Raw genomic sequence first — 16,958 nt, forward strand, 5'->3', positions numbered from 1 at the left:
CTGGTACTATCCATGGCTATGGGATTGATGAAGATGGGCCAAGGCGAGGTAAAGCGCGCGGATGTATCCGCGCCGTTTCGCGCGCTCGTTTTCCCATTCTTGGAGCTCATCCTCATCACCGGCGTGCTGTGGATTGCCATCGGCTGGTGCGATGCCCAGGGAGTAGATCCGATGTTGCGCAATGGGCTCGTCGTCTTGTGGGCTGGGCTGAGCACGTGGCGCTTCCTTATTCCTTTATATAGGGCCCGCCGCAAGCGGTTCATCGTGACCAACCGCCGCGTCATCGTGCGAGAGGGCCGCCACATCGATTCGATTCCGCTGGAAGATATTCGCGGCGCCCGCAAGCGCCGCGGCGGCATTTCCATTGCACTCAACGGTTGGGACAGGGCCATGTATTTTCCCACCGTGGCCAAGTCAAAGCAGGTGGCGGAGATTATTAATGATCGCCCCTGGTTTTAACCTCGGTCGAGTGCAATTGCTTATCTAGGTCCTCCGGTGCGAGATTAGCGCTGCTGAATTCTTGGGTCAACGGAAGACGCAGTTCTAAATCGGAACCGGGGCAGAGCTCGATTTTCGCTTCATCCACGGTGTAATCCAGCACATGTCCGCCGGACTTACGCGCGGCGTCGATAAAGTGCACGTGGCAGCCGGGCACCGAAATCCCGCGCTCGTATACGGGAGTGCGGAAGCCACCGATGACGCCTTCGACATCGCTAAAGTGCAGCTCTTTATCGCCGCCGACCGCCTTGGTCATTGGGGGATAGGGCTTGGTTTGTTTGACCACGGTGCGCGTTGAGACCTCAGAAAACCTGCCCGTGATGCGGACGGCATACATGTAGTTGGCGGAAGGCCCTATCTCGTCGATGAAGGCGGAAAGCTCGTCGCGGCGCAGGCCCCGTGGGGCATCGACAAGAATGCGCGGCACAAAGTTGGTGGCCACGGAATAAGGAGTCTGCTGGTCCAAGTCCGCAACCCGCGCGGAGCCATCGCCGCGCAGCTGGTAGCAGGTCCCGTCCAAGATGATCATTTCACCATCGAGGCCGTTAAAGGTACCGATGCCAAAATTGCCCTTTCCTAGCAGCTCAGAGATGGTCATCTCGCCGTCATAAATGCCATCAAGGAGGGCGCTCATGAGGGAGTTCTGGAAGATCGAATGACGGGTAAACATGGTATCCAAGCTAATATTGTGGGCGTGAGTGTCTCAAAACCTATTGTAACTGTCTGTGGCGATGGTCAGCTGGCGCGCATGATGCAGCCTGCCGCCGCTGAACTCGATATTCATCTGCGGATTCTTGCTGGTAGCCCGGATTCTTCTACCGCGCAGGTTACCCCGGATATCGTGGTGGGCGATTACCACAAGTACGAGGACCTGCTCGCGGCAGCCCGCGGCGCGGATGCGGTTACCTTCGAGCATGAGCATGTGCCCAATGAGCATTCCGCCGCGCTTATCGATGCCTCCTTCAACGTCCAGCCCCAGCCCAGCGCCCTGCGCTATGCCCAGGACAAGCTGGACATGCGCGAAAAGCTTTCCGCTCTGGGGGCGCCCGTCCCGCGGTTTAGCGCCATCGAATCCGTCGCCGATGCCCGCGCTTTTTTCGATGCCGTAGACGGGCGCGTGTGCCTCAAGGCCCGCCGCGGTGGCTATGACGGCAAGGGCGTGTGGTTTCCCTCGGATGCCGATCTTGATGAGCTCGTCGCCGAGCTATTAGATGCCGGCACGCCGCTCATGGCCGAAGAGAAGGTGGATCTGACCCGCGAGCTGTCCATCTTGGTAGCGCGTCGCCCATCCGGTGAAGCCAAGGTCTGGCCCATTACCCAGTCCCGCCAGGCCAACGGCATCTGTGCCGAGGCCATCGCGCCCGCGCCCGATCTCTCGCCTGAGCTGGCAGAACGCGCCTCTGCGCTGGGGCTGAGCATTGCCGAATCCCTCGGCGTGACCGGCGTGCTGGCCGTGGAACTTTTCGCCTTCAACGGTGAGAATGGCGAGGACATCTCCGTTAATGAATTGGCCATGCGCCCGCACAATACCGGCCACTGGACCCAGGATGGCTGCGTGACCTCGCAGTTCGAACAGCACCTGCGCGCCGTACTCGACCTGCCTTTGGGCGCGGTGGATGCCCTCGCTCCGGTGACCGTGATGGCCAACGTGCTCGGTGCGGACGAAGACCCCAAGATGCCCATGCCGCAGCGCGTGCGCGAGGTCATGGAGCGCTTCCCACACGCCAAGATTCACCTGTACGGCAAGGACCACCGCGCTGGCCGCAAGATCGGCCACGTCAATGTCGCTGGTACATCGCTCGATGAGACCCACGATGCCGCCCGCCAGGCCGCGCACTTTCTGATGCACGCAACCTGGGCATAACTCTTAAAACCTAGAAAGGACATTATGGAACCGCAGGTAGGAATCATTATGGGCTCGGATTCGGATTGGCCCACCGTCGAACCCGCAGCGGAAGTCCTCGCGGACTTCGGCATCCCCTTTGAGGTTGGCGTGGTCAGCGCCCACCGTACCCCGGAAAAGATGTTGGCCTACGCCAAGGGCGCACACTCCCGCGGCCTTAAAGCCATCATCGCCTGTGCCGGTGGCGCCGCCCACCTGCCAGGCATGGTTGCTGCGGCCACGCCGTTGCCCGTTATCGGCATTCCGCGCGCACTCAAGGATCTCGATGGCCTAGACTCCCTGCTTTCTATCGTGCAGATGCCTAGCGGCGTTCCCGTGGCCACCGTCTCCATCGGCGGCGCAAAGAACGCCGGTCTGCTGGCCGTCCGCATCCTGGGCGCCGGAGACCCAGCGCTGCAAGACAAGATGGTTGCCTACCAAGAAAAGATGGCAGAAGAAGTCGAACAGAAGGATAAGAACCTGCGCTCGAAGTTGCTAGGGGAGTAGCCCCTAGTACTCTGCGTCCAAAACAACCGCGTTTCTCCAATTTGGGGTCTGATTTTTAGAGGAATGCGGTTGTTTTAGGCGTTTTTGTATGGCGTGCGTAGGTTTTCTGGCATCCAGGGCGTTGATCGGGCGGCGCTGCGTCCAAAACAACCGCGATTGTTCATTTTTTTGGCCAGATATTTAGAGGAACGCGGTTATTATGGACGCCTCAAGGCTGGGGTCGGTGGCACGTGGCCCTGCGAATCCGCGCTGCCTCACTTACAATTCCACTCGGGGCGTAACTGTTTCGAGGGGGGAGTAGATGAAGGAACTTTTAGTATCGGGGTTGAATCAAAGGCAACTGCGGTCCGGTCTGGCCAGCGGCAAGATAATTAAAATTCGCCGTGGGTTGTATACGTGGCGGAAACCTACGCCATTCGAGCTCGCTCGCATCGTGCATGAAAAATGGCCTGGAATAATGCTCGCGGGGAAATCTGCGGTTGAGCTCTATTCCAAGAAGGAACTGACCTTTCCGCTGCATTGTGCCTACGAGCACCCGCTGGCGAACTCTACTTGGTTAAAGGTGCAGCGTACGCGGCAGACAACGACCTTTAGCCAGGATGGCGTTCCTGTTCAGAATCCACTATTGGCTGCGGGAGAGGTAGGTGAAGCGGAAGCGCTGGCGATGCTAGAAGCGCGCTATCAGACGCGACGCGGGAAACAAGCCCTAGAGAAGGAATGGGGCGCTATCTCTCGGGTACCGGCAAGGGTCAAAGAACTGGTGAAAAAGGCCGCCATCGGTGCCGATAGTGAAGTGGAGAGGAAGGTGGCCCGCGCATTGCAGAAGCGCGGTAAAAAGGTGCAGGTTAACCATCAAATCGGTCCGTACCTGTGGGACATTGTGGTGGGTAAGGTGGCGGTAGAGATTGATGGTTACGACTACCACAAGGCTGAAGACCTAGGTACCTTCATTAAGGACCGGTGGAAGGGAAATAACGCTGCGTTGAAAGGCTATACGGTGTTGCGGTACTCGGGGAGCTGCGTGAAGCACCACTTAGTTGATGTAGTGCAGCAAATAATCGAAGCAGACGAGGGCCACACCAACTTCACGTCGCACGTTCACAAGCCCGTGTGGCAGTGGCATTGGATTCTCGCCGGATTTGAGTCCGAACCAATCTACGGCTAGATACCACCGAACGCAGTTCTATTCTTGCGTTACCTCTGGCAACCTCGAAGAGGTCGTGGGATAGGACGGCTGGGCGCCGGCGCTAGTGGCGGCAAAGGCACCGACGCGGGCGGCGAAGGTGGCGGCATCGACAAGCGTGGCGCCTGCAAGGAGCTTGGTACAAAATGCACCGGCAAAGGCATCGCCGGCGCCGGTGGTATCGACCGCGGTGATCTGTGGGGTGGGGATATCCGTGTTGGATTCGGGCGTTGCCACGTAGGCGCCTTCGGCCCCGAGGGTCAGCACCACCGATTTAAAGCCGGCGGAAACCAGGCGGTGGGCGAGCTCGCGCGGGGTGCCGGTGGAAGAAAGGCCCAGTTGCTCAAGGATGAGGCCAGCCTCGTGCTCGTTGGCCATGAGGGGATCGGCCTGCAGGAGCGCGTCGCGGTCCACCTCGATGACTGGGGCGAGGTTGACGACTACGCGTCCTTGGGCGGCATCGACTGCGGCTTTGAAACCGGAGGCGGGGATTTCGCCCTGGAGCAGGACCACGTCCGCATCGGCGATGGTGGATTGGCGGGCGGTGACGAAGGGGGCATCGACAAGAGCGTTCGCGCCGGGGGAGATGACGATGGTGTTTTCGCCATCGGCGGAGACCGTGATGACCGCCAAGCCGGTAGTGGTATCGGCCTGTTCCACCGCGTTGAGGTCGATGCCGGAGCTGTGCATGTAGTGCATGGCGGGCTCGGCGTAGGGATCGGAGCCGACCGCGCCGACGAAAGCTACATTGGCGCCCAATTGCGCAGCGGCGACCGCTTGGTTTGCGCCCTTGCCGCCAGCGAGGATCTCGCCGCCGGAGCCCAGCAGGGTTTCGCCGGGGTGCGGGTGGCGTTCGGCGTGGACAATAAGGTCAGCATTAATCGAGCCGACGACGGTGAGCTTGCTCATTGGAAATCCTCCTATGAATCGGATTCTACGGTGAATGCGGTGGACATGCGGGGGATATATCGCGTATCGATTATTGATCCTTGAGGCAGGCGCCTATTTTTGATGGCCGCGATGAGTTCTGCGGTGGCTATCTTGCCCATGTGATCGACGTTTTGGTCCACTACGGATATGGGTGCCGGCTGGAAGCGCAGGTAAATGAAGTCATCGAAACCGACGAGTGCGACTTCCTCTCCAATGGCCTTGCCGGAATTATGACAGGCTTCTAATGCGCCTGCAGTCATCATCGAATCAGCGGCGACGATGGCCGTAACCCCTGCATTAAGTAGTTCGATTGCACCCTTGTATCCCTCTCGGTGCCGGAAGCTGCCGTGGTGAATGTGGATATTAAGGTCGCGAGCCGCTTCTGTGAATACAGCGAGGCGCTGCCTGCCGGTAGAGGTTTCTTGGGGGCCGGAAAGATAGCCAATCGAGGTATGGCCTTTGTCCTTGAGCTGCGCAATTGCCCTGTGCATTCCCGGACTGGGATCAGAAATCACGGCGGGAAATTCTCCGAGTGTTCGGTCAATCAATAGCAACGGCCGATGGGAGTGGGCTTGGTCAATCGCCTCTTCTGCGCCATCGAGGGGAACAGTAATTATTCCATCGACCTGCCGCTGCGTGAGGGCATCGAGGGCGCGTTCCAAACGCGCAGGATCCTCGCCGCAACTAGTAATCATGGTGGCAAAACCGTGTGCATTAGCCTCTTGCTCAATTGCGGCGGCCATGGCGGCGAAATACGAGTTGTCCAGGCTTGGTATGACGAGGCCGATGGCATTGGACCGTGCGTTGCGCAGCGCGCGTGCCTGGGCATTTGGGCGGTAATTGAGCTGTTCAGCTGCCTGTTTTACGCGCGTGCGGGTGGCTACGGAAATAGCTGGGTTTCCTGCCAGTGCGCGCGAGGCGGTGGAAATGGACACCCCAGCAGCAGCGGCTACGTGCTTGAGGGTGGTTGCGGCCATTTCGGTTCCTAGGGGTAGAGCAGCTTCGACGGGGTGTGCAATCGATTGCACACTTATGTTTCAATTTACGGTTCAGTACCTGTGCCTGTCAAGGGTTCGCGCCGGTCTAAGCTAATGAGCATGGAAAATTCCCCACGAGATCCGCTCCTTGTTTTGGGCTCCCGGGTTACCCACGGTCATCCGGGCGCCATGCTGCGATCGCGTTTGGATAAGACGCTCGAACTCTATTCTGGGCAGATGGTCATCGTCTCTGGCCGCGGGGAAGCGGGCGCGATGGCCGAATACCTAATCCAGCGGGGTGTTGATCCTCGGGATGTGCTCGTGGAACCGGTTGCTACCAGTACAAATGAGAACCTAGAAAACGCGCACAGCCTCGCACCAGATGCCGTATTGCAGGTGGTCACCAACGATTTCCATGCCCTGCGCACCGCATTGTGGGCCTGGCATTTGGGCATTGCAATAACCGTTCACTCCGCGCGCACGCCGTGGCTGTCGATGCCGCGCAATTACCTGCGCGAGCTTGCGGCGACCCCGCATTCCGCGGCGCGAATCCTGTGGCGGCGACTGCGGAGGTAACCGAGGCTATACCACTTTGAGTGCCTTACTGATCCCGCTTTGCAAGGTAGGCCGAGATTGCTTCATGGGGTGGGCAATGGCGCGCAGCCCCATATACGCAATCTGATCGGCGGCGCGATTGAGCGGATCTCCGGCATGCCCGAGTACCCTGCGGATGTCCACTTCGCAGGTGCCTTCAAGGTCGCCCCAGGCCTGTTGGAAACGGGAACGCGCGCCAGACGAGACACCGCGCCACCTGCGTCCAGACCGTGCCGCCTTGGAGCCCTTCTTGTGCAGGATATGGTTGACCGCGTCCAGTGCCGCGACGGAATCGGATTCGATCACGGCCTTCGTTGCACCTACCTTGAGCAGGTACTTTAACGCGAGCGTGAGCGCTTCAAGCTCCAGTTCGTCCGTGCTAGCTTTCGTCTCGCGGGTGCGCAGGCGGTAGTCACCGTTTCCCGCCACGAAACACATTGAGCCCTTGAACACGGTATCGGAGGAGGCATCGGTGGCGATGCGCACCACCGCGCCCGCCGGCCACGACGTCGTGTGCGAGAAGTTGGGCCACCATTTCGCCTCTGGTGTTTCGACCTGGTTGGTTTCCTTCTTCTTCGGGGCCTCGCCCAGCTTGCGGGCCTTCCGTGCGGTCAAACCAGCTTGTTTGCGGCGTGCGGAGCTCGCGCTTGCCGATGCCCGATTCTCCCCCGCAAAGCTCCCCGTCACCGTATAGCCGCGCTTCTCGAGTGTCGCTCGCAGCGCATTTTGCCTACGCCCGGTGACAATCCAGGTGCGTCCATCTATTCCGTGCAAGGCCCGCTGTAGCTCGTTTACTGCAACTTTGACGATATCGCCTTTTTTGATCTGGCCTTTGCGCACGAAGCGTGCCTGCGGGGTGTTGACCGCGATGACCCACCCCTCGATAGTTCCGTCCTCCGCTGAGTCCCAGCGTTCATCCCACAACGCGATCGCCACATGCACCGGCGCAGACACCATGTTCTTGGTAATTTTGCGGGTGCCGTAGGTGCGCGATTGCGTGCCGGTGAGTGCTGAGAGCTCGAGGGGTTCCATTGGTACTAGTAAATCACGCCCCATTCCAGCTGTGAGCTGCACGCGCCTGATGTGGGCTCGATTCGTGAAGGTTCTCGATAGTTCTAGTACTCGTTGCGGCCAGTCTCGCAACAGTGCCACAAAAGAGCTGTGCAACGGATTGTTCAGGAAGCTGCGCAAAGGCCCCTTCAGGAAGCTCCGAAATGGGCTGTGCAAAGGCCCCTTCAGGTTGCTCCGCAACCGGTTGCTCAAAGGCCTCTTTAGGTTGCTCCGCAAAAGTGCAGGGTCCCATGCAACATTTGAAGAAGATTTGCGATATTTGAGGCGCTAGTTTGCTCAGTTATTGCAGTGGAGGATGACCATAGGAGGCTGACCATAGGAGGCTGACCCTCCAACCCCTGACTGAAAGCGGCCGACTACCTAGCCTTCCGCAACAGATGCTGGCCGTCCGCTCCGTGGACCGTCACCCGTTCGGTGCAGATTGCCGGCGGAGAGCTCAGAATGTGACCATTTGGAGCATCACGCCCGGCAGTTTCTCTAGGAAGCCGCGAAGATAAAGAGCATGTTAAATCATGAGTTAATTAATCTTCGTTACGCAGGTTCAACTAGTCCTTACTATCCCGCGCTGTACACGGGCGAATTAAAGCGAGTCGCTCCATGGATTGCAGTGAAAACAACGACGTGGGAAAGCTGGCCATGGCATAAGCAACAGCTTGCCCTTACTTTAGCGGCCGGCCTAAGTGCGCACCGAGCGTCATTGGTGGCTAAGTCGGCTGCGCGTATTTGGGGAATTTGGGTAATTCCGCGGAGAAATGAGGTCGTCGAACTCGCTTCACCTTCAGGAAGTATCCCACCGAAAACGCACTGGCCGCGAAAGTACTACCGAATGTCACGTATAGGGGAGACATCGGTGGAAAGGTCTGGGGTTCGGGTGACGAATCCGGCGCGGACGTGCTTGGATATCGCCAGGCTACATGGGTTTGCGGAGGGGCTTGTTGCGGTCGATTCCGCATTGCGTGCGGGCCTAGTTTCGGTAGAAGAACTAAAGGAAACCCGGGCAGTAATGGCTCGGATGAAGGGGCCTCTCCCCATGAAAATGGTGGTGGAGCATGCGTATGCCGGTTCTGAATCACCGTACGAGTCGCTGTTGCGGGCGTTAATTATTGAAAAGATTCCCTCGGCCACTGTGTACCCACAATTTCGCGTATTGGGAAAGTACCGGGCTGACTTATGCATCGATGGGTGGCTCATTATTGAGGTCGACGGGGATACCAAGTACGACGGTACTTATGGGAAAGCGCCGGAAACAGTGGTCAAGGAACAGATGCGCCGGCAACGAGAAATCGAAAACCAGCGATTTACGGTATTGAGGTTTGGGCCAAAAGAGCTGGTTAATGACCCGAATAGGGTCGTAGAGACAATAGTTGAATACCTGGGGCGAAAGACGGGAAAAGTAGCGTAGATCACCCCCGTGGTACCCCTAGCTATAGATGTTGTTGAACAACCTCCGTAATAGCAATTATGATGATGCGAATCACAATTAAGAGAGACCGGCGTCACGAAAGGTGAGACTAGTGAGTGCTGAAAAACAGGCTTCCGCCCCGTCACCGGCGGGGGCGGAGGCGGATGCGAAAACCCCGCCCAAGGGCATTGGCGCCATGGCGGGAGCCATGTTCCTCATGGCTACCTCGGCCATTGGCCCGGGCTTTTTGACCCAGACTTCGGTCTTTACCGTCCAGATGGGCGCTTCTTTTGCCTTCGCTATCGCGCTGTCCATCTTGGTGGACATTGCCATCCAGCTCAATGTGTGGCGCGTGCTCTGCGTGACGGGAATGCGCGCCAATACCTTGGGCAATACCGTCCTGCCCGGTCTAGGTTGGGTGCTCGCCGGCTTCGTCTTTTTCGGCGGGGCGATTTTTAATATCGGTAATATCGCCGGCGCAGGCTTGGGCTTGAACGCGATGCTGGGCATCGATGCGCGCATCGGCGGCGTCATTGCGGCGGCGATTGCGGTGTTTATCTTCCTCTCCCGCCGCGCCGGAATGGCGCTGGACCGCCTCGTGGCCGCCCTGGGCGCGGTGATGATCCTGCTCATGTTGTACGTGGCCATCGTCAGCCAGCCGCCGGTAGGGGAGGCGCTGAAGAATACAGTCGCGCCGGGTGAAATCGATTTCTTCGTTATCACCACCATCATCGGCGGCACCGTCGGTGGCTATATCACTTTCGCCGGCGCGCACCGGTTGATCGATGCGGGCTTATCTGGCGTTGAAAACGTGAAGAACATTACGCGGACCTCCGTTAGCGGCATCATCGTCACCGGTATTATGCGCATGCTGCTCTTCTTGGCGGTATTGGGCGTGGTGACTACCGGCGTCACGCTAAAAGAAAATAATACTGCCGCCGATGCCTTCTACCACGCGGCCGGTGAATTCGGTCTCCGCGCATTCGGCATGGTGCTCTTTGCTGCGGGCCTATCTTCCGTCATCGGTGCCGCTTATACCTCGGTATCCTTCGTGACCACCCAGGAAACTTCGGCCCGGACTCGGAATATCTTCACCGTCATCTTCATTACGGTCTGTACGGTCATTTTTGTAATAATCAACTCCGCGCCGCAAAAGCTCTTGATCTTCGCCGGTGCGATTAACGGGCTCATCCTTCCCATCGGCTTCGCGCTGGTGATGTGGGTGGCTTGGCGCCGCAAGGATCTGCTGCAGGGCTATAAGTACCCAAAGTGGCTCCTAATCCTTGGCGGCCTGGCCTGGCTGCTTACCATCTTCATCGGCCTCCGAGCAGTCTCAGGAATCACAGCGATATGGGCATAATGCACACGCCAGAAGAGGTGCGCGAGTTCGCGCGCACCCACGAGATGACCACCACCGCCGCGCATGCGCGGGGATACATGCAGGCCAACCTGCTCTCGCTGCCCAGCGCATACGCCTTCGACTTCCTGCTTTTTGCCCAGCGCAATCCCAAGCCGTGCCCCATCGTCGGCGTGCTTGAGGCGGGACAGTACACCTCTGATCTCCTGCCTGGCGGCGATATCCGCACCGATATCCCGGCCTATCGCATCTTTGAGCATGGTGAGCACACGGCCACGCTTGCCGATGCCACCTCCTATTACACCCCCGACATGGTCAGCTTCCTTATCGGCTGCTCGTTTACCTTTGAAACGGCGCTGGTGGATGCGGGTATCGAGATCGCGCATATTAAGCAGCAGCGCAATGTGCCGATGTACCGGACGAATATCCCTACTACTCCTGCGGGCGTATTCTCCGGACCGATGGTGGTATCGATGCGCCCGATTCCGGCATCGCAGGTCTCCGATGCGGTGCGCATTACCTCTCGCTATCCGTCCGTGCATGGCGCTCCGGTGCACGTGGGGGATCCGGCGGCTATCGGTATTGCGGATTTAGCGCACCCGGACTTTGGTGATGCGGTGGACATTCCAGAAGGTTGCCTGCCCGTCTTTTGGGCGTGTGGGGTTACCCCGCAGGCCATCGTGATGGAATCAAAGCCAGATCTGGCTATTTCCCATGCCCCGGGCAAGATGCTGGTGACCAATGCCCGCGATGCGGAGTACCTCATCCCTTAGGTATTGACCCCGCCGCTTAATTAGTCCGTGAAGGATAAGATGGTATCGCAAGTTTCTAAGAGGCTATCGCGCAAGTGTGTGGTGGCCTCTTCGCGTTTTCCATCCGCGATGAGCGTGGCCACATCCACGTTGCCTTGAATGTGCTCGGCGTGCAGCTGTGGGTAGCGGGGGATGACCAATAAAAAGGTAAGCCGCATGCGCGCGAGCAGGTTGCTCATCTGCTCATCCAAGGTGGGGGAACCCAGCCCTGCCACCAGGGCTTGGTGGAAGCGCTGGTTAATGGAGGAGACTTCCTGGTGCTTATCGCGCCTCGCGCACTCGAAGGCGGAGGAGGCGAGGGAGATAAGCGAGGGGGCATCGGCAAACGCGCCCCAGCGCGCCGCGGCCGGCTCGATGGCGGCGCGGGCGGCGAATAAATCGCGGATATAGGCGGCATCCGGGGTGGCGATGAAGACGCCGCGGTGGGGGATGCGCTCGACCAGGCGCTCGGCGGCGAGCGTGGTGAAAGCCTCGCGGAGGGTATTGCGGGAGCAACCGAATTGCTCGGCCACCTTTACCTCGCTGAGCTGCTCGCCGGGCTGAAAATTGCCGGCCGACATCTCTTGGCGCAAAGCGGTGGCGACGGACTGGGAAAGCATGACCCTCACCTTACTGAATGGGTGAGGCGTCAACGGCCATTCCGTATGACTTAAAGATCTAAAAGTTCTAAAGAGGTGGCAAAGTTCTAAAGGATCTAAATGGAAGCTCTGGCATAGTGATTCTGGATAAGAATCCTTTTCGCCCCAGTTTCGGCGCGTCGCCGGTGCAGCTGGCCGGGCGCGAATTTGAAATTAGCTCGTTTAACTATGGGCTCGTGGGCGGCGTGGGCAGCATGCAGCGCGCCTTGCTGGTGTCCTGTTGACTGTCGATGAGGTGCAAGCGGCTTCCGTGGATGAGCTTGCACAGCTCGCAACCGCCATCCAGGATCTCATTCGCGACGAATACGATATCGCCTTCGCCGCCGCGGGATTGACGTTTGGGGTAGAAGAACTTTTGGAGCATGAGGGCACCACCTTTTTGCGCCGCGCTCAAAGGCTGGATTTGGGGCTGCTTGATGATGCCACCGTAGCCGATACCCTGCACAGCACCGCTACCGCGGCTGGGCGCGGTTTCAGCGAGCACGCTTTAAAAGAGGCGACCGCATTGGTGCAGGGCTATCCGTACCTATTGCAGCTGGTCGGCGCTTTGGCGTGGACCCGTGCGGTACTCGATGGGGCGGATGCCATCGAGGAGCGTCACGTGTCCTCCATTGCGCGCGAGATTCCAGCGCACATGGGCAACCAGGTGCACAGGATTGCGTTGAAGAATGTTCCTGACGCCCAGCGCGCTTTTCTCAACGCCATGGCGGAGCTGGAAACCGAACACGGCGCTGATATTCCCACCGGTGCCATCGCCGCGAGCCTGGGCAAGACTCCCAATGCCATTTTCATGGCCCGCAAGCTGCTTTTAGAACGCGATCTCATCGCTAGCCGCCGCTATGGAACCGTGCGTTTCCTCTTGCCCTACCTTGGCGAGTATTTGCACGGCCAGGCGCCCAGGTAGGTGCGCGGGCCCACCGGCAGGCAGCATGCGCTAGTCGATGGTCGCAATCACCGTCGCGGAATCCAGGCGGTCGCCCTCTTCAGCAAGGATCTTGATGGTGCCGCCGCGCGGGGCCTTGATGGCAGATTCCATCTTCATGGCCTCAACCGTGGCGATGGAATCTCCTTCGGAGACGCTATCGCCATCGGATACATTCCAGGCCACGAGGTTGGCCTCGAAGGGGGAGGTGACCGCGCTATCGTCGGTGGACTGCGCCCCGGCCGTCGAGGGAGCGGTGGCACCAGAACCATCCGCGGCGCCCGCGCCAGCGCCGGCACCGGCGCCTGCGAGGAAATCCATGGGCACGCCGATATTGACGAGCTTGCCGTCGATTTCTACCGCGACCGTCCGGCGCTTGGTGTAGATTGCCTCGACCTTGTCTACCTGGTTGGCGGCAGAGGGCCGGTAGTTGTGATCGAGCCAGTCAGTAAAGACACCGATGTCGCTGGCGCCGGCATCGGCCTCAGCGGAAGACGCGGTGCCAATAAGTGCTGGCTCGTCCATCATGTCGCGGTGGAAGGGCAGCACCGTGCGCACGCCGGAGACATCGAACTCGCGCAGCGCCTGCCGCGAACGGGCGAGGGCTACCTCGCGCGTGGGCCCCCAGACGATGAGCTTGGCGATGAGCGAGTCATAGTACGGCGGAATGATAGAACCCGAGCGGACAGCAGAATCGACGCGGATGCCGGGGCCGGTTGGCGGCTCGAAGGAGACGATGGTGCCGGGGCAGGGGGCAAAGCCGTTGAGGATGTCCTCGGCATTGATGCGGAACTCGAAGGCGTGGCCGGTGGAGGCTGGATCCTCAGCGATGGAAAGGGGCTCGCCCGCGGCGATGCGGAATTGCTCGGCGATGATATCGGTGCCGGTCACCACCTCGGTCACGGGGTGTTCGACCTGGACGCGGGTATTGACCTCCAAGAAGGAGATGGTGCCATCCTCGGAAACGATGTATTCCACGGTGCCGGCTCCGGTATAGCCCACGTGGGAGCAGATGGAGCGGGCACCTTCGATGATGCCGGTGCGCTGGGCATCGGAAAGCGCGGGCGCGGGGGCCTCCTCGATGAGCTTTTGGAAGCGGCGCTGGGTGGAGCAATCGCGGGTGCCCAGCACGCGGACGTTGCCGTGGGTATCCGCCAGGACCTGCGCTTCTACGTGGCGCGGGTGGGTAAGGAACTTCTCCACGTAGCACTCGGCGCGGCCGAATGCCTCCATGGCCTCGCGCCCGGCGGAGTTGAACGCGCCCTCGATCTCATCCATGGAATCCACGACCTTAAGGCCGCGCCCGCCGCCGCCATAAGCGGCCTTGATGGCAATCGGCAGGCCATGCTCCTCGGCAAAGGCGCGGGCCTCCTGCCAATCATCAATGGGATCGGAGGTGCCCGGAGCCAGGGGCGCGCCGACCTCCTCGGCAACGCGGCGGGCGGCAATCTTATCGCCCAAAAGCTCGATGGATTCCGGCGAGGGGCCGATCCAGATCATGCCGGCATCGGTGACGGTGCGGGCAAAGTCGGCGTTTTCGGAGAGGAAACCGTAACCCGGGTGGATGGCATCCGCACCGGCGCGCACGGCGATATCCAGCAGCGCCGGGATATTCATATAGGTATCGGCAGCGGTATTGCCGGGCAGCGCATAGGCTTCATCGGCAACCTGGGTGTGCAGGGCACCGGCGTCGGCCTCGGAATAAATGGCGACGGACTTAATGCCCAAGTCGCGGGCCACGCGGGCGATGCGCACGGCGATTTCGCCGCGGTTAGCAATGAGGACGGTTTTAATCTGCATTTTCTTCTCCAGTATTTAAAGCTTGGGGTGTCACGAGGCGGAAGGTCACGCGCGCGCCGGGCGGGAGCTGCGCGGCGATGTCGATATCTTCTTCCAACACGGTGGCGATGACGGGGTAGCCGCCGGTGACGGCGTGGTCACGCAGGAAAACCACCGGTTTGCCATTCGGCGGGATCTGGATGGAACCGGCCACCATTCCCTCAGAGGGGAGCTCGCCGTCTTTCACGCGCTGCACGGTGATATCGGAAGTCTCTGCGCTGTCTTTAGCCCCGGAAAGCCGCAGGCCAACGCGGTTGGAATCAGAGGAAACGACCCATTCGGTATCTAGGAAGGTGGAGATATTATCGCCAAACCAGTCATCGCGCGGGCCTAGCACGCAGCGCAGCGTCGCGCGCGTCTTGCCAGCGGAATCAGCGGATACGCGCAGGGGGTTGACCAATTGTGCATCCGTCATGCCGGTCGAGCGCGGCAGCACACCGATGACATCGCCAGTGGTGACGGGGTCGGGGCCGAGGCCGGAGAGGACATCGGTGGCAGAGGAGCCGAGCTCGGATTCGGCGATGATGCCGCCGCGAATGGCTACGTAGTTGCGCATGCCCACGGTTGCGGCACCGACCGTCACGGTCTGGCCGGCGGTAACGAGCACCGGGCGGGCGAGGTGCACGGGCATCTCACCCAGGCGGACGCGGGCGGTGGCGCCGGTAACGCAGATGACGGTATCGGTAAGCGCGCGCAGCTTGATGCCGCCGATATTTTCTAGCACCGTCGCGCCCCGCGGATTGCCCACGGCAACGTTCGCGGTTGCCGCGGCGGCGTGGTCGGCGGCACCGGACGGGGTCACGCCGAGGTCGCCCACACCGGGGCGGCCTAGGTCTTGATAAAGCGTGAGCAGGCCCGCATCGAGGACCTCCATGCGGGGCAGGCGGGCCGGCGAGCGCTTGGATTCCGCGCTGCGATCCACCAAGTCCGGCAGCTCGTCCACTGCGCGGTAGCGCACGCGGTCACCGGGCTGCACCAGCGCGGGCGGGTTCGCGTGCGAATCCCACATCGGGGTATTGGTGGTACCGAGCAGCTGCCAGCCGCCTGGCGAAACGCGCGGGTAGACCGCAGAGAATTCGCCCGCGATGCCCACGGCGCCAGCCGGAACGGCCGTGCGCGGATCGGAGCGGCGTGGCACGGCCTTGGCCTGGGCCGGATCGGAAGGCGCGCAGTAGGTAAAACCGGGGGCAAAACCACCAAAGGCGGCGGTCCATTCGGCAGAGGTATGCCAGTCAATCAAGGCCTCGCGCGACATGCCGAGGAGCTCGGCGGCGGCGTCGACGTCTTCGCCATCGTAAAGCACGTCGATGTCTACCGTGCGCGCTTCCTTCGCGGTAGCGGCGGCAGGGGAGAAGTCTGCCAGAAACTCTGCGGCCGCGCGCGCGGAATTAGGCGCCTCAAAGGTAATGAGCAACGTGGTGGCGGCGGCAATGCAATCCACCTGATTCTTCAGCGGTTTAGCGGACAGCGCCGCATGCCACGCCATGACCTGTTCAAGCCCGTCCAAATCAATGAGCAGGGCGCGGGTGCCAACGAAGTGAATATGCGGCATTAGATAAAGCTCCGAATGTCGATTCCTTCCGCGCTGAGGCGCTCGACCACACCGCGCAGCAGTTTCACGGAGCCCGGCGAGTCACCGTGGGTGCACACGGATTGGGCATCCACATCGAGCGTGGTGCCATCGATGGCGGTAATGGAGCCGGTTTGGGCGACTTCAAGCACGCGCTTGACGACATCCCCTTCATCCCCCATCACCGCATTGTCCTGCTTGCGTGAGACCAGCGTGCCATCCGGGTTGTAGTTGCGATCCGCGAAGGCCTCGCGGATGACGGTGAGGCCTTGCGATTCTGCGATATCGACCGCGAGGCCGCCCGGCAGCAGCATCACGGGGAGGTCACCGAAGGCCTTGATGCCTGCGATAACTCCCTTGGCTTGTGCTTCGTCTTTGACGATGGTGTTGTACATCGCGCCGTGCGGCTTCACATAAGACACCCGCGTGCCATTGGCGCGCGCCAGCGCATCGAGCGCACCAATTTGGTAGGTGACCTCGTCCGCGAGCTCCGCTGCATTGTAGTCGATGAAGCGGCGGCCAAAGCCGGCCGGATCGTTATAGCCCACGTGTGCTCCGACCGTGACTCCCGCACGCGCCGCAGCCTTCAGGGTCTGGGCAATGGAGTGCGGATCACCGGCGTGGAAGCCGGTGGCGACATTGGCGGAGGAGACCATCTCCAGCATCGCGGCATCATCGGCTACCGGGTTGCCGGCGGTGGTTTCACCCAAGTCCGCGTTGAGATCAATGTGGAGCGAAGCCATTCAACACCATCCTTAATTGTTGAACAATAAGTG

18 protein-coding genes are annotated in these 16,958 nt (G+C 60.3%); 10 read left to right on the forward strand and 8 right to left on the reverse strand.

The features are described 5' to 3' along the window. The first annotated feature begins 18 nt into the window (after nucleotides 1-18). Entirely contained in the window at nucleotides 19-459 is a 441-nt protein-coding gene (locus ACLI1Q_RS02955) for a hypothetical protein (protein ID WP_239269360.1), read from the forward strand. On the opposite strand, the gene budA is transcribed toward ACLI1Q_RS02955, so the two are convergent. Beyond that, nucleotides 437-1,168, reverse strand: coding sequence for an acetolactate decarboxylase (budA, locus tag ACLI1Q_RS02960; RefSeq protein ID WP_239269361.1), 732 nt, complete (start codon nucleotides 1,166-1,168; stop codon nucleotides 437-439). The genes ACLI1Q_RS02955 and budA overlap by 23 nt on opposite strands. On the opposite strand from budA, the gene ACLI1Q_RS02965 reads away from it, so the two are divergent. The 3 genes from ACLI1Q_RS02965 to ACLI1Q_RS02975 all read left to right on the forward strand — a co-directional run bounded on the left by ACLI1Q_RS02965 (nucleotide 1,154) and on the right by ACLI1Q_RS02975 (nucleotide 4,052). Next, nucleotides 1,154-2,362, forward strand: coding sequence for a 5-(carboxyamino)imidazole ribonucleotide synthase (locus ACLI1Q_RS02965; protein ID WP_239269362.1), 1,209 nt, complete (start codon nucleotides 1,154-1,156; stop codon nucleotides 2,360-2,362). The two genes, budA and ACLI1Q_RS02965, sit on opposite strands and share 15 nt — an antisense overlap. Before the next feature lie 24 nt (nucleotides 2,363-2,386). Further along, entirely contained in the window at nucleotides 2,387-2,887 is a 501-nt protein-coding gene (purE, locus tag ACLI1Q_RS02970) for a 5-(carboxyamino)imidazole ribonucleotide mutase (protein WP_239269363.1), read from the forward strand. Nucleotides 2,888-3,188: 301 nt separating this feature from the next. Continuing rightward, a complete protein-coding gene (locus tag ACLI1Q_RS02975) occupies nucleotides 3,189-4,052 on the forward strand; it encodes an endonuclease domain-containing protein (RefSeq protein ID WP_239269364.1) in 864 nt (287 codons plus the stop codon). A gap of 18 nt (nucleotides 4,053-4,070) precedes the next feature. Here ACLI1Q_RS02975 and ACLI1Q_RS02980 read toward each other — a convergent pair whose 3' ends face one another. Both ACLI1Q_RS02980 and ACLI1Q_RS02985 read right to left on the reverse strand, forming a co-directional pair. Next, complete coding sequence (locus tag ACLI1Q_RS02980) at nucleotides 4,071-4,979, reverse strand: ribokinase (RefSeq protein WP_239275598.1); 909 nt, start codon at nucleotides 4,977-4,979, stop codon at nucleotides 4,071-4,073. A gap of 11 nt (nucleotides 4,980-4,990) precedes the next feature. After that, nucleotides 4,991-5,977, reverse strand: coding sequence for a LacI family DNA-binding transcriptional regulator (locus ACLI1Q_RS02985; RefSeq protein WP_239269366.1), 987 nt, complete (start codon nucleotides 5,975-5,977; stop codon nucleotides 4,991-4,993). Between the two features lie 120 nt (nucleotides 5,978-6,097). On the opposite strand from ACLI1Q_RS02985, the gene ACLI1Q_RS02990 reads away from it, so the two are divergent. After that, on the forward strand, nucleotides 6,098-6,553 hold the full coding sequence (locus ACLI1Q_RS02990) for a YdcF family protein (protein WP_411697068.1): 456 nt from the start codon (nucleotides 6,098-6,100) through the stop codon (nucleotides 6,551-6,553). Nucleotides 6,554-6,559: 6 nt separating this feature from the next. Here the strand turns inward: ACLI1Q_RS02990 and ACLI1Q_RS02995 are convergent, their stop codons facing one another. Beyond that, nucleotides 6,560-7,603, reverse strand: a complete 1,044-nt coding sequence (locus tag ACLI1Q_RS02995; protein WP_239269368.1) for an RNase H family protein — start codon at nucleotides 7,601-7,603, stop codon at nucleotides 6,560-6,562. 541 nt (nucleotides 7,604-8,144) lie between these two features. Between ACLI1Q_RS02995 and ACLI1Q_RS03000 the strand changes: the two genes are divergently transcribed. From ACLI1Q_RS03000 to ACLI1Q_RS03010, 3 genes are all read left to right on the forward strand, one after another. Next, nucleotides 8,145-9,044 (forward strand): DUF559 domain-containing protein, encoded by a 900-nt coding sequence (locus tag ACLI1Q_RS03000; RefSeq protein ID WP_239269369.1) that lies wholly within the window; start codon nucleotides 8,145-8,147, stop codon nucleotides 9,042-9,044. Nucleotides 9,045-9,240: 196 nt separating this feature from the next. After that, complete coding sequence (locus ACLI1Q_RS03005) at nucleotides 9,241-10,404, forward strand: NRAMP family divalent metal transporter (protein ID WP_239269443.1); 1,164 nt, start codon at nucleotides 9,241-9,243, stop codon at nucleotides 10,402-10,404. Next, nucleotides 10,395-11,174 (forward strand): putative hydro-lyase, encoded by a 780-nt coding sequence (locus ACLI1Q_RS03010; RefSeq protein WP_239269370.1) that lies wholly within the window; start codon nucleotides 10,395-10,397, stop codon nucleotides 11,172-11,174. The genes ACLI1Q_RS03005 and ACLI1Q_RS03010 overlap by 10 nt, the downstream gene beginning before the upstream one ends. A gap of 20 nt (nucleotides 11,175-11,194) precedes the next feature. On the opposite strand, the gene ACLI1Q_RS03015 is transcribed toward ACLI1Q_RS03010, so the two are convergent. Next, a complete protein-coding gene (locus ACLI1Q_RS03015) occupies nucleotides 11,195-11,812 on the reverse strand; it encodes a GntR family transcriptional regulator (RefSeq protein ID WP_239269371.1) in 618 nt (205 codons plus the stop codon). 116 nt (nucleotides 11,813-11,928) lie between these two features. Between ACLI1Q_RS03015 and ACLI1Q_RS03020 the strand changes: the two genes are divergently transcribed. Together ACLI1Q_RS03020 and ACLI1Q_RS03025 are read left to right on the forward strand one after the other, a co-directional pair. Further along, a complete protein-coding gene (locus ACLI1Q_RS03020) occupies nucleotides 11,929-12,075 on the forward strand; it encodes a hypothetical protein (RefSeq protein WP_239269372.1) in 147 nt (48 codons plus the stop codon). Next, nucleotides 12,072-12,755, forward strand: coding sequence for a hypothetical protein (locus ACLI1Q_RS03025; RefSeq protein WP_239269373.1), 684 nt, complete (start codon nucleotides 12,072-12,074; stop codon nucleotides 12,753-12,755). Before ACLI1Q_RS03020 ends, ACLI1Q_RS03025 begins: the two co-directional genes overlap by 4 nt. A 30-nt stretch (nucleotides 12,756-12,785) precedes the next feature. Here ACLI1Q_RS03025 and ACLI1Q_RS03030 read toward each other — a convergent pair whose 3' ends face one another. The 3 genes from ACLI1Q_RS03030 to ACLI1Q_RS03040 are packed head-to-tail and all read right to left on the reverse strand — an operon-like array spanning nucleotide 12,786 to nucleotide 16,925. Next, the gene (locus ACLI1Q_RS03030) at nucleotides 12,786-14,573 is read right to left on the reverse strand and encodes an acetyl/propionyl/methylcrotonyl-CoA carboxylase subunit alpha (RefSeq protein WP_284771780.1); all 1,788 of its coding nucleotides are present in this window, start codon (nucleotides 14,571-14,573) and stop codon (nucleotides 12,786-12,788) included. After that, complete coding sequence (locus ACLI1Q_RS03035) at nucleotides 14,563-16,164, reverse strand: 5-oxoprolinase/urea amidolyase family protein (RefSeq protein WP_284771779.1); 1,602 nt, start codon at nucleotides 16,162-16,164, stop codon at nucleotides 14,563-14,565. Before ACLI1Q_RS03035 ends, ACLI1Q_RS03030 begins: the two co-directional genes overlap by 11 nt. Then, nucleotides 16,164-16,925 (reverse strand): LamB/YcsF family protein, encoded by a 762-nt coding sequence (locus tag ACLI1Q_RS03040; RefSeq protein ID WP_005277447.1) that lies wholly within the window; start codon nucleotides 16,923-16,925, stop codon nucleotides 16,164-16,166. Before ACLI1Q_RS03040 ends, ACLI1Q_RS03035 begins: the two co-directional genes overlap by 1 nt. Between the last annotated feature and the right edge of the window lie 33 nt (nucleotides 16,926-16,958).

The sequence above is a fragment of the Corynebacterium limaceinasi genome (genome assembly GCF_046717465.1).
In the GTDB taxonomy this organism is placed as follows: Bacteria; Actinomycetota; Actinomycetes; order Mycobacteriales; family Mycobacteriaceae; genus Corynebacterium.

What these genes read in the sequence shown, in the direction of transcription:
- ACLI1Q_RS02990 (WP_411697068.1), top strand. Translation starts at nt 6,098, where the DNA reads ATGGAAAATTCCCCACGAGATCCGCTCCTTGTTTTGGGCTCCCGGGTT.
- ACLI1Q_RS03030 (WP_284771780.1), bottom strand. Translation starts at nt 14,573, where the DNA reads ATGCAGATTAAAACCGTCCTCATTGCTAACCGCGGCGAAATCGCCGTG.
- ACLI1Q_RS02980 (WP_239275598.1), bottom strand. Translation starts at nt 4,979, where the DNA reads ATGAGCAAGCTCACCGTCGTCGGCTCGATTAATGCTGACCTTATTGTC.
- purE (WP_239269363.1), top strand. Translation starts at nt 2,387, where the DNA reads ATGGAACCGCAGGTAGGAATCATTATGGGCTCGGATTCGGATTGGCCC.
- ACLI1Q_RS02975 (WP_239269364.1), top strand. Translation starts at nt 3,189, where the DNA reads ATGAAGGAACTTTTAGTATCGGGGTTGAATCAAAGGCAACTGCGGTCC.
- ACLI1Q_RS03035 (WP_284771779.1), bottom strand. Translation starts at nt 16,164, where the DNA reads ATGCCGCATATTCACTTCGTTGGCACCCGCGCCCTGCTCATTGATTTG.
- ACLI1Q_RS02955 (WP_239269360.1), top strand. Translation starts at nt 19, where the DNA reads ATGGGATTGATGAAGATGGGCCAAGGCGAGGTAAAGCGCGCGGATGTA.
- ACLI1Q_RS03010 (WP_239269370.1), top strand. Translation starts at nt 10,395, where the DNA reads ATGGGCATAATGCACACGCCAGAAGAGGTGCGCGAGTTCGCGCGCACC.
- ACLI1Q_RS02995 (WP_239269368.1), bottom strand. Translation starts at nt 7,603, where the DNA reads ATGGAACCCCTCGAGCTCTCAGCACTCACCGGCACGCAATCGCGCACC.
- ACLI1Q_RS03015 (WP_239269371.1), bottom strand. Translation starts at nt 11,812, where the DNA reads ATGCTTTCCCAGTCCGTCGCCACCGCTTTGCGCCAAGAGATGTCGGCC.
- ACLI1Q_RS03040 (WP_005277447.1), bottom strand. Translation starts at nt 16,925, where the DNA reads ATGGCTTCGCTCCACATTGATCTCAACGCGGACTTGGGTGAAACCACC.
- ACLI1Q_RS03000 (WP_239269369.1), top strand. Translation starts at nt 8,145, where the DNA reads ATGTTAAATCATGAGTTAATTAATCTTCGTTACGCAGGTTCAACTAGT.
- ACLI1Q_RS02965 (WP_239269362.1), top strand. Translation starts at nt 1,154, where the DNA reads ATGACGGGTAAACATGGTATCCAAGCTAATATTGTGGGCGTGAGTGTC.
- ACLI1Q_RS02985 (WP_239269366.1), bottom strand. Translation starts at nt 5,977, where the DNA reads ATGGCCGCAACCACCCTCAAGCACGTAGCCGCTGCTGCTGGGGTGTCC.
- budA (WP_239269361.1), bottom strand. Translation starts at nt 1,168, where the DNA reads ATGTTTACCCGTCATTCGATCTTCCAGAACTCCCTCATGAGCGCCCTC.
- ACLI1Q_RS03005 (WP_239269443.1), top strand. Translation starts at nt 9,241, where the DNA reads ATGGCGGGAGCCATGTTCCTCATGGCTACCTCGGCCATTGGCCCGGGC.